Source organism: Roseovarius spongiae, from assembly GCF_003651245.1.
Taxonomy (GTDB): domain Bacteria; phylum Pseudomonadota; class Alphaproteobacteria; order Rhodobacterales; family Rhodobacteraceae; genus Roseovarius; species Roseovarius spongiae.
In genome coordinates this window covers 1,203,571-1,219,722 of record NZ_RAPE01000001.1, presented here as the reverse complement: position 1 = coordinate 1,219,722, position 16,152 = coordinate 1,203,571, and the positions used below count along the sequence as shown (strand labels likewise).

Genomic DNA, 16,152 nt, shown 5'->3' with positions numbered 1-16,152 from the left:
CCGGAACACGCACAGGGCGCGCGACCGGGTCCGCGAATTTTCCGTCAAGACGCCCGGCAGGTCAAGCATGAGGTTGAATTCGCGGGCAATGACGCCCTCCGCGCCCCGGCCGCGGCGGCAGCGATCCGGGCCGGCCGATCCGCCCGCGACCTGTTCGGGTTTATTTGATAGGATGGGCAGGAACCCATACGCGGCCCGCACGTTCGATCAACGGAAGGACCTGCCATGACCACACTGTCTGCGCGCGCGCGCTACTTGACCAAACCCGTTCACAAATGGGCGAAAAAGGCTCTGCCCGCGCTCTCGGAAACCGAAAGCGAGGCGCTCACCGCCGGCGAGGTCTGGTGGGAGGCCGATCTGTTTTCGGGCAATCCCGACTGGTCGAAGCTGCACGCCGTCAGGGCGCCGGTGCTGAGCGCGGAGGAACAGGCGTTCTTCGACGGTCCGGTGCAGGAACTGTGCGGCATGATCGACGACTGGCAGATCAATCGCCATGACGCCGATCTGCACCCCGAGGTCTGGCAGTTCATGCGCGAACACCGCTTTTTCGGCATGATCATTCCGAAATCCCATGGCGGGCTCGAATTCTCGGCCTTCGCGCATTCGGAAATCGTGCGCTTCATCGCGTTGCGCTCGGTCGCCGCCGCGGTGACGGTGATGGTCCCCAACTCGCTTGGTCCCGGCGAATTGCTGCACCAGTTCGGCACCGACGAACAAAAGGATTACTGGCTGCCCCGGCTTGCCGACGGGCGCGAACTTCCCGCGTTCGGCCTGACCAGCGCCGAGGCCGGATCGGACGCGTCGGCGATGGTGGATGAGGGCGTGATCTGCAAGGGCCAGTGGGATGGCGAGGACGTGCTGGGCATCCGCCTCAACTGGGCCAAGCGGTATATCACCCTGGCGCCGGTCTGCACGGTGCTGGGTCTCGCCTTCAAGCTGCGCGATCCCGACGGGCTGTTGGGCGACACGCCCGATATCGGCATCACCTGCGCGCTGGTGCCGACCGACCTGCCCGGCGTAGAGGTCGGGCGCCGGCATATCCCGTCCTCCACCATGTTCATGAACGGTCCGACCACCGGCGAGGACGTGTTCATCCCGCTCGAGAACATCATCGGCGGGCCGGAATACGCCGGCAAGGGCTGGATGATGCTGATGAGCGCGCTGGCCGCCGGGCGCGGCATATCGCTGCCGTCGATGGGCTGCGCCGCGATCGCGTTTTCGGCCCATACCACCGGCGCCTATGCCCGCATCCGTCAGCAGTTCAACCTGCCCATCGGCAAGTTTGGCGGCGTGCAGCGCCGTCTCGGGCGGCTGGCGGCGGACGCCTATGCGATGGACGCCGCGCGGCATCTGACCTGCGCGGGGCTCGACGAGGGGCGCGCGCTGGCGGTGATCTCGGCCATCATGAAGGCGCACGCCACCTACCGCATGCGCGAGGCGATCAACGACGCCATGGACGTGCATTCCGGCAAGGCGGTGATCGACGGGCCGACGAACTACCTGCAACCGCTCTATCGCGCGGTGCCCATCGGGATCACCGTGGAGGGGGCGAATATCGTCACCCGCAGCCTGATCATCTTTGGCCAGGGATCGATCCGCGCGCATCCGCACATGCTCGACAACATGCTCGCGCTGCAAGAGGACGACCCCGACGAGTCGCTCGCGAAATTCGACAAGTCGCTCTGGGCGCATGTCGGGCACACCACGAAGACCCTGTTCCGCGCCTGGGGCCGCGCATGGACCGGCGGGCGCTTCGCCCCTGCCCCGGACGCCGGCGCCGCGACGCCGATCTACCGACAGTTGAACCGCTGGGCGGCGGCCTATGCGCTGACGGCGGATGTCCTGTTCCTCACGCTGGGCGGCGCGCTCAAGCGCAAGGAGATGATTTCGGGGCGGATGGGCGACATCCTGTCGGACATGTACATCCTCTCGGCAGCGCTGAAACGCTGGCAGGACGAAGGCCGCCAGGAAGGCGATCTGCCGCTGCTGCGCTACGCCGCCGCCGACGCCTTCCAGCGCATGCAGACCGCGCTGGACGAGGTGATCGCCAACATGCCGACCCGCTGGGCGGCCGGGATATTGCGCGTCCTCACCCTGCCCGGCGCCACGCGGCGCGGCCCGGACGATCGGCTGGTCGCGCAGTGCAGCGATCTGCTTTATGAGCCCTCCGCGACGCGTGAGCGCATTACCGGCCCCATGCATGAGGGCTGCAACCGCAACGGCGTGGGCGCGCTCAACCGCTGTTTCGCCAAGGTGGTCGAGATGGCTCCGGTGATGAAACGTCTGCGCGAGGCGAGGAAGTCGCCGCAGGAGGCGCTCGAGGCGGGGCTTCTCAGCGATGCCGAGATGACGCGGATCGAGGAGATGAACGCGCTGGTGGCCGAGGTCGTCGCGGTGGACGAATTCAGCCCCGAAGAACTCGCGCAGCTTTTCCCGCACGCCGCCGCGCCTGAATCCACATCCAAGGAGGCCGCCGAATGAACGTCCCCGAAGCCCAGCGCGTTTTCCTTGTCGACGGCGCGCGCACTCCTTTCCTGAAGGCGCGAGGCGGCCCCGGCCCCTTCACGCCGGTCGATCTCGCGGTGCAGTGCGGCCGCCCGCTGCTGGCGCGCCAGGCGTTCGGCCGCGACGCGCTGGACCTCGTGATCCTCGGTTGCGTCAACGTCATCGCGGACGAGATGAACCCCGCCCGCGTCGCCGCGCTGCGGCTCGGCTTCGATGAGCGCACCGTCGCCTTCACCGTGCAGATCAACTGCGGCTCGGGCATGCAGAGCATCGACACCGCCTATCGCTACATCCGCGACGGCAGCCACCAGATGATCCTCGCCGGCGGAGCCGAGGCGCTGAGCCACGCGCCGCTGACCCTGCGTCAGTCCGCCGTGGAGTGGTTCGGACGGATGAACGCCGCCAAGGGGCCGCTGGAGCAGGCCCGGACGATGACCGGGATCAGGCCGGAGTTCTTCAAGCCGGTCGTCGGGCTGGAGCGCGGACTGACCGATCCGATCACCGAACTGGCGATGGGCCAGACCGCCGAGGTGCTCGCGCATCGTTTCGACATCACCCGCGAGATGGCCGACGCCTACGCGATGCAAAGCCACCATCGCCTTGCTCGCGCGCAGGAGGACGGCACTCTGAAGGACGAAGTCATGCCCGCCTTTGCCCGGGACGGCGCGGTTTACGACCACGACGACGGCGTGCGCCCGGACAGCGACATGAAAGGATTGGCGAAACCGAAGCCGGTGTTCGAGCCGCCATACGGTCAGGTCACGGCGGGCAATTCCAGCCAGATCACCGATGGCGCAAGTTGGTGCATTCTCGCGTCCGAACAGGCGGTGAATGAGCGCAACCTGACTCCGCTCGCGGAAATCAAGGACAGCGAATGGGCCGGGCTCGACCCGTCGATCATGGGGCTCGGGCCGGTGCTGGCCAGTACGCCCATCGCCCAACGCAACGGGCTCGAGGTCGGCGACATCGACCTGTGGGAGCTGAACGAGGCCTTCGCCGCGCAGGTCCTATCCTGCATCGCCGCGTGGAGTGACGCGGATTTCTGCCGCGAGGTGCTCGGTCTTGACGACGCGTTCGGGCGGATCGACCGCGACCGGCTCAACGTCGATGGCGGCGCGATCTCGATGGGGCACCCGGTCGGGACGAGCGGCAACCGCATCGTCCTGCACCTGGCGAACGCGATGAAGCAACGCGGCGCGGGGCGCGGGATTGCCACCGAATGCATCGGTGGCGGTCTTGGCGGCGCCATGCTGTTGGAGGCGGTCTGATGACGAAACATGCACTGGAGTTCCTCGGCGAAACCAAGCTCGAGCTCGGCGCGGCGGGCGAGGCGAGCGGCAACTGGCGCAGCGGGCGGGACGACGACGGCGTCCTGTGGCTCGCGCTCGACAAGAGCGACAGCGGCGTCAACACGGTTTCCGAGGACGTGATCCGCGAACTCGACGGCCTCATCGCCGCCGCCGAGGCGGATCTTCCCAAGGCGCTGGTGATCCGTTCGGCCAAGCAGGCGGGCTTTGCCGCCGGCGCGGATATCACCAGCTTTGACGCCATGTCGGACGACGGCGCGGCGGAGATGCTGAAACAGGGTCATGCCGTGCTCGACCGGATCGAGGCGCTGAACTGCCCGACGATCTGCGTCGTGCATGGCGCGGCGCTTGGCGCGGGGTTCGAACTGGCGCTGGCCTGCGATTACCGGATCATCACGCCCGGCGCCTCATTCGGATTTCCCGAGGTGAAGCTCGGCCTGCATCCCGGCCTTGGCGGCACATTCCGCCTGCCCGCGCTGATCGACCCGACCGAGGCGATGACGCTGATGCTGACCGGCAAGACGGCCCATACGAAACGCGCCAAGTCGCTCGGCATCGCCAACCTCGTCACCGAAGAGCGCCACGTCAGGGCCGCCGTGCGCGCCGCCGCCGAAGGCGAGATCGACCAGCACGAACAGGGGCTGAAGGCGCGTGCGCTCAACTTCGACCAGGCCCGCAGCCTTGTCGCGCGCCAGATGCGCACGCAGACCGAGAAGAAAGCGCCCAAGCGCCACTACCCCGCGCCCCACGCGCTGATCGATCTGTGGGAGGAACACGGCGACGACAGCAAGGCGATGCAGAAGGCGGAGATCGCGTCCTTCGCCGACTTGCTCAAGACGGACACATCGAAAAATCTGCGCCGCGTGTTTTTCCTTCAACAGAATCTCAAGGGCGCGGGCAAGGGCGAGGATGGCATCGATCATGTCCACGTGATCGGCGCCGGCGCGATGGGCGGCGAAATCGCCGCCGTGGCCGCGATCCGCGGCAAGACGGTGACGCTCGGTGACGTGGAGAACGACCCGCTGGGTCACGCCATCCGCCAGGCAGGCGAGATCTGCGAGGACAAGCACCTCTCTTCCATCGAGACGCGCGACGCGCTCGACCGGCTGATGCCGGACCCGATGGGCTATGGCGTCGCCCACGCCGACCTCATCATCGAAGCGGCGCCCGAGGATATCGGGATCAAGCAGAAGATCTACGATGGCCTAAAGGGTCGGATGAAGGAGGGCGCGATCCTCGCCTCCAACACCTCGAGCCTTTCGGTGGATGAGATGGCCGACCACGCCCCCGCCGCCGCGCGTTTTGCGGGGCTGCATTTCTTCAACCCCGTCTCGAAGATCGACCTGGTCGAGGTGATCCGCGCCAAGGACACCAGCGAGGACGCCGCCAGCCGCCTGACCGCCTTCTGCGGCAGCATCGGCAAGCTGCCCGCGCTGGTGGACGACTACCCCGGTTTCGTGGTCAACCGCGCCCTCACCCCCTACCTGATGGAGGCGATGGCGCTGATGGATGAAGGCGTGCGCAAGGAGGTGATCGACACGGCCGCATTGCAGTTCGGCATGCCGATGGGGCCGGTCACGCTGGCGGACCAGGTGGGGCTGGACATCGGGCTGCACGTCGCTGAATCCCTGCGCGACAACCTCGAGAAACCGATGGCCGACATCTCGGACAAGCTGCGCGAGAAGGTCGAGGCCGGCAATCTCGGCAAGAAGACCGGCAAGGGCTTCTACGACTGGGACGAAGGTTCGCCGCGCCCCGACGCTTCCCTGGACGACGCCCCCGCGGACCTCACCGACCGGCTGATCCTGCCGATGCTGGACGCCTGCGTCGAGGTGCTGCGCCGTGGCGTCGCCAAGGACGAGGACCAGGTGGACGCCGCGATGATCTTCGCGACCGGCTGGGCGCCGTTCCGGGGCGGGCCGATGCATTACGCGCGCGACCGTGGTATCGACGAGATCGTGACACGGCTGAAAGAACTCGAAGATGCCCACGGCCCGCGATTCGCCCCCGACGAGGGCTGGCGCACCCTTGGCTGACGCGCCGCGCCGCTTTGCCGACGCCGATGAAATGGCCCGCGCCATTTTCGATGCGGTGGGCGGCGAGATACGGCTGGCCCTGCCCCTGGGGCTGGGCAAGCCGGTCACGCTGGTCAACGCGCTCACCCGGGCCGCCGCAGCCGACCCGTCGCTGCGGCTGTCCATCTTCACCGCGATCACCTTGCAGCGGCCGATCCCGTCGAACGATATCGAACGGCGGTTTCTCGAACCAGCGATGGACCGCCTGTTCGGCGCCTATCCCGACCTGCATTACGCGCAGATGATCCGCGACGGCGCGCTGCCGGACAATATCGAGGTGTCGGAGTTCTTCTTCCAGGTCGGCACGTGGCTCGGCAACGAATACGCTCAGCGGCATTACATCGCCGCGAACTACACCCACGCCCGCGACGTGCTGATCGCGCAGCGGCCCAACGTGGTTTCGCAACTGATGCCGCGGGACGGCGCGCAATTCAGCATGTCCTGCAACACCGATATTTCCGCCGATCTCTTCGCCATGCGCCGTGCGGGAGAGATGGATTTCATCGCGGTGGCCGAGGTCAACGACGCCCTGCCCTTCATGGGCGGCCCGGCGGTGCTGGACGAACGTGAACTGGCGATGCTGCTCGAGCCGCCCGAACAGTTCGAGCTGTTCTCGGCCGTACGCCGCCCGGTATCGGACGCGCAATACGCCATCGCGCTGCACGTCGCGCGGCAGGTGCCCGACGGGGGCACGCTGCAAATCGGCATCGGCGCGATCGGCGACGCGGTGGCGCACGCGCTGCTGATGCGCGACGCGGGCAGGCTTGCGCCACTCTGGGCCGAATGTCCCTTGCCCCTGTCGGGCGATGAGACCGGGCCGTTTCACACCGGCCTCTATGCAGTGACGGAAATGCTGGTGGGCGGGCTGGTGGCGCTGTTCGAGGGCGGCGTGATCCGCCGCGAGGTGGACGGCGCGGCGATCCATGCCGGTTTCTTTCTCGAGGCGCGCGATATGTACGAAACCCTGCGCGCCATGCCGCCCGAGCGGCGCGACAGGATCCGCATGATGCCGGTGAGCTTCACCAACGCGCTATATGGCGCGGACGAGGCCGCCAAGCGCGCCGCCCGCGTGCATGCGCGCTTTGTCAACAGCGCGATGCAGGTCAGCCTGCTGGGCGACGCCATGTCGGATGCGGCGAAACCCGGCCAGATGGTCAGCGGCGTCGGCGGGCAGTTCAACTTCTTTGAGCAGGCTTTCGCGCTTGAAGATGGGCGCGCGGTCCTGACCCTGCCCGCCACGCGGCGCTCGAAGGGCGAACTCACTTCGAATATCGTCTGGCAGGTGCCGGTGACCACCGTGCCGCGTCACATGCGCGATATCGTGGTGACGGAATACGGCGCCGCCGACCTGCGCGGACAGACCGACGAGGAAGTGATCAAGCGCCTGATCATGATCGCCGACAGCCGCTTTCAGCCCGCCCTGCTGGCCGAGGCGCAGAAAGCCGGGAAGATCGCGAAGGACTGGCGGATCCCCCCCGCGCATTGCGCCAACACGCCCGAGACGATCCTTGGCTGGCTGAGCCCGCACCGCGCCGACCTGCTGCCGGACTTCCCCCTCGGCACCGATTTCGACGCGACCGAACGCCAGTTGCTGCCCGCGCTGACGCGTCTCGGCGCGGCGGCCGGATCGAAACGCGCGCTGCTGGGATTGCTGGCCGCTTCGGTGACGAAGCCGCCGCACCCGGCGGAAGAAGCGGCGATGACCCGGATGGGTTTTGACGCCGCGCCAAGCCTGTTTGAGCCCTTGCAGGCCCGCGCCCTGCGCGGGGCGCTGCGCGCAATATCCGATCAAACTTCGTGACCGTTACCGACTGTCGCCCTGGATGCGCTCGACCTGGTCGCGAAGCCAGTCGTGGAACACCTCGATCACGCGGTGCGACGCGGCGCGGTCGGCCTTGTAGATGAACTTGTAGGAGGCTTCCGGGCGCAGGCACAGGTCCGACAGGATGGCGATCCGTCCGCGCGCGACATCGCCCTGGATGAGGGACCGCTCGGCCATGCCGATCCCCTGCCCCGAGCGCACCGCCTCGAGGATGGTGTGCTGGTCGTCGAAGATCAGGTTCTGCGACACCGGCGCCGCCCCAAAGCCGAACTGGTCGAGCCAGCTTTCCCAATCGCCCATGTCGCGATAATGCAGCCGCGCCACGTCTGACCGCACGAGGATGTCCGCCAGGTCGCCGCCATCCGCCAAAAGGTCCGGATTGCAGATCAGTACCAGGTTTTCCTTCAGGATCTCCGCCGCGACCGAGTTCGCCGGCGGGTCCATGCAATACTTGATCAGCACGTCCTCGCTGCCGAGGGATGCGGAATCGGGGTCGAGGTTGTTCAGGTGAAGCTGAATGCCGGGATTGGCGCTCAGGAATTCCGATATCCGCGGCGCGATGACCTTCATCGCAAAGAAGGGGCCGCTGCGCACCCGCAATATCTGCGCGTCCCGTTTCTGTCCGATCAGGGAAAGGGTCTCGCCGATCTCGTCGAAGCTGCGCCGGCACACCTCGTTCAGCAACTCGCCCTCGACCGTCAGCGTCACCCCCTTGCCGCCGCGCAGGAAAAGCCGCTTGCCCAGCCGCTCCTCCAGCAGCTTGACCTGGTGGCTGATCGCCCCCTGGCTGACCGCCAGTTCCTCGGCCGCGCGGGTAAAGCTCAGATGACAGGCCACCGCCTCGAAGGCGCGCAGCGCGCGCAGGTGCGACAGCTTCTTGCGGAAGCTGCGCGGGCGCGACACGTCATTAGTTTTCTTCATATCAAGAATAGTTCTTTTGCTTTGATAGCCGCATGGCGCGCCCCCTACAACTGGCGTCCATGACACTACCGGAAAGGCCGACGGGTTCAATCCGCCGGGGGTCAACTGGACAAATCGGCATAATGCATGCGGGCCGGAGGAGCGGCCCGGAGGGAGAACGAAAATGATCAGTTTCATGAAGAAATCCACAGTCATGGCGGCGGCCGCGCTTGCGCTCGGCGCGGGTCTTGCGCAGGCGGAAACCATCCGCGTCGGGACCGAAGGCGCCTACGCGCCGTTCAACTCCGTCTCGGAAAGCGGCGAACTCGTGGGATTCGACATCGACATCGGCAACGCCATCTGCGCGGAGATGCAGGTGACCTGCGAATGGAGCACCCATGAATGGGGCGGCATCATCCCCGCGCTCAACTCGGGCAAGTTCGACGTCCTGCTCGCCTCGATGGCGATCACGCCGGAGCGCATGGAGAAGGTCGCCTTCTCCGACCCCTACTACTTCAACACGATGCGCTTCGCCGCGCTGAAGGATCTCGGGCTTGAGGACGCAACGCCCGAGACGCTGGAGGGGATGGTGCTCGGGACCCAGGCGGGCGGCGTGGCCAGCAAGGTGCTAAACCAGTACTTCCCCGACAGCGAGATCAAGCTCTATCCCAAGCTGGGCGAAGCCTTCCTCGACATGGAGAGCGGCCGGCTGGACCTCGTGCTGGAATCCAAGTTCGCGCTGGCCGACTGGATGAATGACGGCGTCGATTGCTGCGAATTCGTCGGGCAGGATTTCCTGCTGGACGGCACCATCGGCGCGGGCATGGCCTTCCGCAAGGAGGACGCCGACCTGCGCGACCGCGTGAACGAGGCGCTGGCGACCATCATCGAGAACGGCACCTATGACGAGATCCGCCAGAAATACTTCGAGTTCGACATTCGCGGCAAACCGATCGCGGTGAGCGAACTGTTCGGCGACTGATCCGAACCCTATCAGCGGGCCGCCCGCGCGGCGGCCCGCCCTTTCGCGCGACCTGGGAAACATGGGGCACGGCACGATGGAATGGCTCGCTCTGCTTTCTTTCGGGGACAAGGGCTGGGGCGATGAACTGCTGCGCGGGCTGGGCGTCACCCTGGCGCTGTCGCTGGCGACCTTTCCCGTCGCGGTGGTTCTCTCCTTCCTCATCCACTGGGCCAGGGTCTCGCGACTGGGCCCGATCCGCGTCGCGGCGCGCGCCTACACGACCGTGTTCAAGACACTCCCCGAGATCCTGACCCTCCTGATCCTCTATTACCAGTCGCAGGCGCTGGTCGACTGGGTGTCGGCCAGGCTGGTCCCCGGCGGCAGCCTGTCGGTGTCGCCGTTCATTGCCGGGATGATCGCGCTCAGCCTCGTGATAAGCGCCTATGGCAGCGAGGTGGTGCGCGCCGCGCTGAACGCCGTCGGGCGCGGCCAGACCGAAGCGGCGAAGTCGCTTGGCCTGTCGCGACCGCGCACGTTCCAGAAGGTCATCCTGCCGCAGCTCTGGCGTCACGCCATCCCGGGCTTCGGCAATCTCTGGGTGATCCTGCTGAAGGATACCTCGCTCGTCTCGATCATCGCGCTCAGCGACCTCGTGCATGTCGCGGCGCTGGCGATCAACACCACGCGCGAGCCGTTCCTCTTCTACCTCCTCATCGGAGCGATCTACATCCTGCTGGTGGTGCTGTCGTCGCATCTGCAAAAGGCGCTCGAGCGGCGCGCCTCAAGGGGATTCACGCGCCTGGAGACGGGGGATGCTTGACCTCTGGCTCAACTATCGCGGCCTTTGGCTTGAGGGTCTCGTGACGACCGCCTCGCTCACCGGGCTGGCGATCGTGTTCGGGTTCTTCCTCGCGCTGCCGATCGGCGTCCTGCGCGCGAAATCAACCGGGCTGGGGGGCTGGCTGGCGCTGGGATACGTCAATGTCTTTCGCGGCATGCCGCTGCTGGTGCAGCTCTTTCTCGTCTATTACGGGCTGGGGCAGTTCAACAGCGAGCTGCGCGCGATCGGGCTTTGGTGGATATTCCGGGATGCGTGGTATTGCGGGCTGCTGGCGTTGACGCTCAATACCGCCGCCTACCAGGCCGAGATCATCCGCGGCAGCCTGCAGACCATCCCCGCCTCGGTCTATGAGACCAACGCGGCGCTGAACCTGACGCGCTGGACCGCGTTCCGCCGCGTGTTGCTGCCCATCGCCTTCGCCAAGGCGCTGCCGGCCATCGGCAACGAATTCATCCTGCTGCTGAAGGCGACGTCGCTGGTGGCGATCATCACCGTGTTCGACCTGATGGGCCAGGCGCGCTACATATTTTCCGAAACGCTGGACCTGCGCGTGTATTACATCGCCGCCGTGCATTATCTGCTGCTGGTGCTGGCGATCGAATGGGCGCTGAGGCGCATCGAGAGGCGTTTCGCATGGATGGCGTGACAGACACCGGCCCGGCCGTCGTCTTCGAGCGGGTGAACCGCCATTTCGGCGCGTATCACGCGCTGCGCGATATCGACCTCACCGTCGCGCGGGGGGAAAAGATCGTCGTCTGCGGCCCCTCCGGGTCGGGCAAGTCGACGCTGATCCGCTGCATCAATCACCTCGTGGCGCCGCAATCGGGGCGGCTTGCGGTCTGCGGCATCGCGGCCCGGGACGGGCGCGACGCGGTGCGCCGCATCCGGGACCGCGTGGGCATGTGTTTTCAGCATTTCAACCTCTATCCGCATCTGAGCGTGCTGGACAACTGCACGCTCTCGCCCGTTCACACCTACCGCGTCCCGCGCGCCAAGGCCCGCGCGACCGCGCTGGAATACCTTGCCCGCGTCGGCATGGAAGACCAGGCCGGAAAGTATCCCGCACAGCTTTCGGGCGGGCAGCAACAACGCGCCGCCATCGCCCGCAGTCTCTGCATGAAGCCGCAGATCATGCTCTTCGATGAGCCGACCTCGGCGCTTGATCCGGAATCCGTCGGCGAGGTGCTCGGGGTCATGGCGGATCTCTCGCAGGCCGGCATGACGATGATCGTGGTCACGCACGAGATGGGCTTCGCCCGCGAGGTGGCCGACCGGATCGTCTTCATGGACGCGGGCCGGATCGTCGAGATCGCCCCGCCCGACGATTTCTTCGACAATCCGCAGCACGAACGCTCGCGCCGGTTTCTCGAGCGGGTCGCTCCGCAGCGCGCCACGGCGCAAGCACAGGAAAGGACATGACCATGACCCATCGCGTCGCGATCATCGAATTCATTAACGAATGCAATACCTACACCATCTCGCGCACCGACATGGACGACTTCCGCGCGTCGCATTTCTTTAGCGGCGAGGATATTCCGCGGAACTTCCGCGGCACCGGTTCGGAAGTGGGGGGCGCGATGGAGGCGGCCGAGGCGCGCGGCTGGACGCCCGTCTACATCACCGCCGCGCATGCCGAACCGGGCGGCGTCATAACCGAGGAAACCCGCGCCGAGATCACCGGCGAATGTCTGCGCCTCCTCGCCGAAGGCGCGCCCTATGACGGCGTTTTCGTCGCCTTGCACGGTGCGATGGTGACCGAAACGGATCAGGACGGCGACAGCCAGTTCCTGCGCGAGATCCGCAGCGTCGTCGGTCCCGACATTCCGCTGGCGGTCACGCTCGACCTGCATGCGAACATTTTCGACGAACTGGCCGAACTGGCGAATATCGCAGTGTCCTTCCGAACCTATCCGCATGTGGACATGCGCGAGGTCGGGCTCGAGGCGGGGCTGCTGCTCGACGACGCGATGGCCGGTCGGATCGCGCCCGGCATCGCCATCCGCCGTCCCCCCATGCTTGTCGGGTGCGATGACGGGCGCACGACAGAGGACGGCCCGATGCGCCGCCTGCTCGGAAGCGCCGCGCGCGAGATGGAGGCCCGGGGCATCCTCAACGTCGCCATCAACGCCGGCTTCACCGACGCGGATGTCTGGGCCGCGGGCCCCTCGGTGCTGGTCACCCATGACGCCGGCGCGCGCGCCGCCGCCGAGGCCGTGGCCGACCGCGTCTGCGCCGAGATCTGGCGCTACCGCGATCACTGGAACCGGCCGGTCCCCCTCTCCGACTGCATCGCGCGGCTGAAGGAAGCGCTGCCCGCCGACAAGCCCATCGTGGTCGCCGACTACTCCGACAACCCCGGCTCAGGCGCCTACAGCGATTGTACCGCACTCATTGCCGCGCTGCTGGAGGCAGGCGTGACGAACGCCGCCGCAGGCGCGCTGCTCGACCCCGAGGCGGTGGCGCGGCTGGCCGAGGCAGGCGTCGGCGCCGAGGTCACGCTCAGCATTGGCGGCAAGATCGACCCGACCGTCGGCGGCGGCCCCTTGCAGGTCACGGGGCGGGTGATGGCGCTCAGCCCCGGCGATTTCACCTTCGAGGGGCCGATGTTCACCGGCCTGCCCGGCTCCACCGGGCAAAGCGCCTGCCTGCGGGTGGACGGGCTCGACATCATGCTGGTGTCGGACCGGATGCAGATGCTCGACCGCAACATCTTTCGCGTCGTGGGGATCGAGCCGACCGAGCGTTCCGTATTGGCGGTAAAATCCATGCAGCATTTCAAGGGCGCCTTCGCGCCCATGGCGTCAGAGATCATCGTCACCGACGCGGGCGGCCTCTGCACTCCGGACGTGACGCTTCGCAATTTCGAGCGCCTGCGCCGCCCCATCTTCCCGCTCGACCCGGTGGACGGCTGGCCGGCGTGAGATCGGCAAGGCGCCCCGATCGCAATCGCCCCGTAAGCTGTTGAAATAGCTGGTGCCCAAGGTGGGACTCGAACCCACACGCCCGTGAAGGCGGGGGATTTTGAATCCCCTGCGTCTACCATTCCGCCACTTGGGCACGCGTTCATGCTGTAGCGAAGCAAGGCAGGCCCGTCCAGTCTTCTCGCCCGGTTTTTTGCCCGCCCGCGCGCCGACGGGCTTGACCCCGGCGGGGCTGCGTGGTCAGAGGCGGAACAGGCGGCGCATGACGGGACCCAACGATGCTCAGACGGCTCTATGACTGGACGATCCGGCTGGCAGACCATCCGCGCGCGCTCTGGGTGCTCGCCGCGATCGCCTTTATCGAAAGCTCGGTCTTTCCGATCCCGCCCGATGTCCTGATGATCCCGATGATCCTCGCCCGTCCGAACCGCGCCTGGACGATCGCCGGCGTGGCGCTTGCGGCGTCGGTGCTGGGCGGCTTGCTGGGCTACGCCATCGGCGCGCTCGCCTACGAGCAGATCGGCCAACCGATCCTCGAGAGCCTCGGCAAGGCCGATGCGATGGCCGAATTCAACACGCGCTTCAACGACGTGGGGTTCTGGGCGGTGCTGACGGCGGGCGTCACCCCGTTCCCCTACAAGGTCATCACCATCATGTCTGGCTGGACCGGCATGCCTCTGGGCACGTTCATCGCCACGTCGATCCTCGCGCGGGGGCTGCGGTTCTTCATCGTCGCCTGGCTGCTTTGGAGGTTCGGCGCCCCGATCCGCGATTTCGTCGAGCGCCGGCTCGGGCTGATGTTCATCCTGTTCATAGTGCTTCTCCTTGGGGGCTTCTATGTGGTGAAGGTGCTGTGAGCCGCGCGCGCCTCATCCAGCTGGCGATGGCCGGCTCCGCCGCGCTCCTGCTTGGCGCGTTCGCGTTCCAGCACCTGGGCGGCCTGCCGCCCTGCAAGCTCTGCCTCTGGCAGCGCTGGCCACACGCCGCGGCGCTGCTGATCGGCGCGGCGGCGCTGATGACGCGCGGCGCCGCCCTGCCGCTGCTTGGCGCGCTGGCGGCGCTGGCGACGGCGGGCGTCGGCGCTTATCACACCGGGGTCGAGCGCGGCTGGTGGGAGGGGCCGGCCTCCTGCTCGGGCGGGGGTGCGGGGCTCGACCCCGGCAGCCTGCTGAGCATGGATGCGCCCACGAACGTGGTGATGTGCGACGAGGTCGCATGGCAGATGGCGGGGCTGTCGATGGCGAGCTGGAACATGCTGGCCTCGCTCGCGCTGGCCGTACTCTGGGTGATGGCGGCGCGGCGCGCTTGACGCAGGGCGCCGGCCGGGCCTAACGTCCGGCCGGTAGCTGTGCAGGTGTTCCAATGCGAAATCTCGACCCCGTCCACTATACCTCTCCGGACATTCACGCCGCAGACGTCACCCGGATCTTCGCCCGGACATGGCAGCTGATCGGCCCCGCCGCGCGGCTGGCCGAGCGGGGCGATTACATCGCGACCGAGATCGCCGGGCAGAAGGTATTCGTCTTCATGACCAAGGACGGGCTGCGCGCCTATCGCAACGTCTGCCGCCATCGCGGCGCGCGGCTGCTGCCCGAGGGCGCGGGGCGCTGCAACACGCTGCGCTGCCCCTATCACCAATGGGTCTGGGGCGAGGATGGCTCGCTCCTCAACGTGCCGTGGTGGGGGGATGATGCGGATTTCCGCAAGGAGGACTGGGCGCTGGATACGGTCGAGTTCCACGTCTGGCGCGGGCTGCTCTTCGTCGCCATCGACCCGGCCGAACCGTTCGACGCGCAGCTCGGCGCGACGGCGGCGGAGCTGGCGGATGAACCGATCGAGAGCTTCACCTGGGTCCACGAGGAGCGGCTGGTCTTCGACGCCAACTGGAAGATCTACACAGACAATTTCGTCGAAGGCTACCACATTCCCGGCATCCATCCCGCCTTTCACGGCGCGATCGAGTTCGACAAGTTCGAGACCGTCGCGCTTGACGGACTGGTGCGGATGACCGCGCCGCCGCGCGACGGGCTGTTCTACCGGGGCAAGTGGATGTGGATGTGGCCCAACTGGACGCTGTCGCTGTTCGAGGGCGGCATGAACACCTCGCGGATCAACCCGGTGACGCATGAGCGCACGGAACTGATCTACAACTTCTACTTCGCCGACACGTCAGAGGACGGGGCCGAGAAACGCGCCAGGACCATCGCCGACAATCTCGAGGTGGTGCGGGAGGATTTCGAGGTCTGCCTCGAGACGCAGAAGAACTACGCCAGCGGCGGCTACCGCGCCGGGCCGCTGTCGCCGCGCCACGAACAGGGCGTCGCCTATTTCCAGGACCGGCTGCGCGCGGCGCAGGGCTGAATTTTTCTCAACCCGCCGCCTTGCGCGTGCTCAGCAGCAGGTTCGTCTCGCTGCTGACGATCCCGTCGAGCCGCCGGATCTGCGCCAGCACCGCGTCGAACGCCTCGAGCGTGGGCGTGCCGATCTCCACGATCACGTCCCAGCGCCCGTTCGTGGTGTGGGTCGCGCGCACCGCGCTCAGCCCGTTCAGCTGCCGCACGATCCGGTCCGCGCCGCGCCCCTCGATCCCCAGCATCATCAGCCCGCGCACCGGGTCGCGCGCCGTGTCCTCCTTGAGCACGACGGTGAAGCCCAGGATCTCGCCCGCGCGCTGCAACCGTTCGATCCGGCTGCGAACGGTGGTGCGCGACACCCCGAGTTCGAGCGCGAGATCGGACAGAGACGCGCGCGCGTCATGGCGCAGGGCCGACAGGAGCTTGCGGTCGGTGTCGTCCATTTCGCCGGTTTTCCCTTGCG

At 67.0% G+C, this 16,152-nt stretch carries 14 protein-coding genes and 1 tRNA gene; 12 read left to right on the top strand and 3 right to left on the bottom strand.

The genetic code is table 11. The features are described 5' to 3' along the window. The first annotated feature begins 225 nt into the window (after window positions 1-225). The 4 genes from D6850_RS05645 to D6850_RS05630 are packed head-to-tail and all read left to right on the top strand — an operon-like array spanning window position 226 to window position 7,688. Window positions 226-2,481: an acyl-CoA dehydrogenase gene (locus D6850_RS05645; RefSeq protein ID WP_121164581.1), complete on the top strand. Its 2,256-nt coding sequence runs from the start codon at window positions 226-228 to the stop codon at window positions 2,479-2,481. Then, window positions 2,478-3,773 carry an acetyl-CoA C-acetyltransferase gene (locus tag D6850_RS05640; protein ID WP_121164579.1) on the top strand — a complete coding sequence of 432 codons (1,296 nt, stop codon included), beginning with the start codon at window positions 2,478-2,480 and terminating at the stop codon, window positions 3,771-3,773. The genes D6850_RS05645 and D6850_RS05640 overlap by 4 nt, the downstream gene beginning before the upstream one ends. Beyond that, window positions 3,773-5,848, top strand: coding sequence for a 3-hydroxyacyl-CoA dehydrogenase NAD-binding domain-containing protein (locus tag D6850_RS05635; protein ID WP_121164577.1), 2,076 nt, complete (start codon window positions 3,773-3,775; stop codon window positions 5,846-5,848). The genes D6850_RS05640 and D6850_RS05635 overlap by 1 nt, the downstream gene beginning before the upstream one ends. Then, a complete protein-coding gene (locus tag D6850_RS05630) occupies window positions 5,841-7,688 on the top strand; it encodes an acetyl-CoA hydrolase/transferase C-terminal domain-containing protein (RefSeq protein WP_245964101.1) in 1,848 nt (615 codons plus the stop codon). The genes D6850_RS05635 and D6850_RS05630 overlap by 8 nt, the downstream gene beginning before the upstream one ends. Before the next feature lie 3 nt (window positions 7,689-7,691). Here the strand turns inward: D6850_RS05630 and D6850_RS05625 are convergent, their stop codons facing one another. Beyond that, complete coding sequence (locus tag D6850_RS05625) at window positions 7,692-8,630, bottom strand: LysR family transcriptional regulator (RefSeq protein ID WP_121164573.1); 939 nt, start codon at window positions 8,628-8,630, stop codon at window positions 7,692-7,694. Window positions 8,631-8,793: 163 nt separating this feature from the next. On the opposite strand from D6850_RS05625, the gene D6850_RS05620 reads away from it, so the two are divergent. From D6850_RS05620 to D6850_RS05600, 5 genes are all read left to right on the top strand, one after another. Next, a complete protein-coding gene (locus tag D6850_RS05620; RefSeq protein ID WP_206019202.1) occupies window positions 8,794-9,591 on the top strand; it encodes a transporter substrate-binding domain-containing protein in 798 nt (265 codons plus the stop codon). A 76-nt stretch (window positions 9,592-9,667) separates the two neighbouring features. Continuing rightward, window positions 9,668-10,393, top strand: a complete 726-nt coding sequence (locus D6850_RS05615) for an ABC transporter permease (RefSeq protein WP_166433999.1) — start codon at window positions 9,668-9,670, stop codon at window positions 10,391-10,393. After that, window positions 10,386-11,060: an ABC transporter permease gene (locus tag D6850_RS05610; protein ID WP_121164569.1), complete on the top strand. Its 675-nt coding sequence runs from the start codon at window positions 10,386-10,388 to the stop codon at window positions 11,058-11,060. The genes D6850_RS05615 and D6850_RS05610 overlap by 8 nt, the downstream gene beginning before the upstream one ends. Then, window positions 11,048-11,833 (top strand): amino acid ABC transporter ATP-binding protein, encoded by a 786-nt coding sequence (locus tag D6850_RS05605; RefSeq protein WP_121164567.1) that lies wholly within the window; start codon window positions 11,048-11,050, stop codon window positions 11,831-11,833. Before D6850_RS05610 ends, D6850_RS05605 begins: the two co-directional genes overlap by 13 nt. A gap of 2 nt (window positions 11,834-11,835) precedes the next feature. Next, the gene (locus D6850_RS05600) at window positions 11,836-13,335 is read left to right on the top strand and encodes a M81 family metallopeptidase (protein WP_121165147.1); all 1,500 of its coding nucleotides are present in this window, start codon (window positions 11,836-11,838) and stop codon (window positions 13,333-13,335) included. A 50-nt stretch (window positions 13,336-13,385) separates the two neighbouring features. Here D6850_RS05600 and D6850_RS05595 read toward each other — a convergent pair. After that, window positions 13,386-13,471: transfer RNA gene (locus D6850_RS05595), tRNA-Leu, on the bottom strand. 142 nt (window positions 13,472-13,613) lie between these two features. Between D6850_RS05595 and D6850_RS05590 the strand changes: the two genes are divergently transcribed. Genes D6850_RS05590 through D6850_RS05580 form a run of 3 tightly spaced genes read left to right on the top strand, consistent with a single transcriptional unit; the run spans window position 13,614 to window position 15,696 of the window. Further along, on the top strand, window positions 13,614-14,192 hold the full coding sequence (locus D6850_RS05590) for a YqaA family protein (RefSeq protein WP_121164565.1): 579 nt from the start codon (window positions 13,614-13,616) through the stop codon (window positions 14,190-14,192). Window positions 14,193-14,218: 26 nt separating this feature from the next. Next, the gene (locus D6850_RS05585) at window positions 14,219-14,644 is read left to right on the top strand and encodes a disulfide bond formation protein B (RefSeq protein ID WP_425452368.1); all 426 of its coding nucleotides are present in this window, start codon (window positions 14,219-14,221) and stop codon (window positions 14,642-14,644) included. A gap of 53 nt (window positions 14,645-14,697) precedes the next feature. Next, window positions 14,698-15,696, top strand: coding sequence for an aromatic ring-hydroxylating oxygenase subunit alpha (locus D6850_RS05580; protein ID WP_121164561.1), 999 nt, complete (start codon window positions 14,698-14,700; stop codon window positions 15,694-15,696). Between the two features lie 7 nt (window positions 15,697-15,703). Here D6850_RS05580 and D6850_RS05575 read toward each other — a convergent pair whose 3' ends face one another. Further along, the gene (locus D6850_RS05575) at window positions 15,704-16,132 is read right to left on the bottom strand and encodes an Lrp/AsnC family transcriptional regulator (RefSeq protein ID WP_121164559.1); all 429 of its coding nucleotides are present in this window, start codon (window positions 16,130-16,132) and stop codon (window positions 15,704-15,706) included. Between the last annotated feature and the right edge of the window lie 20 nt (window positions 16,133-16,152).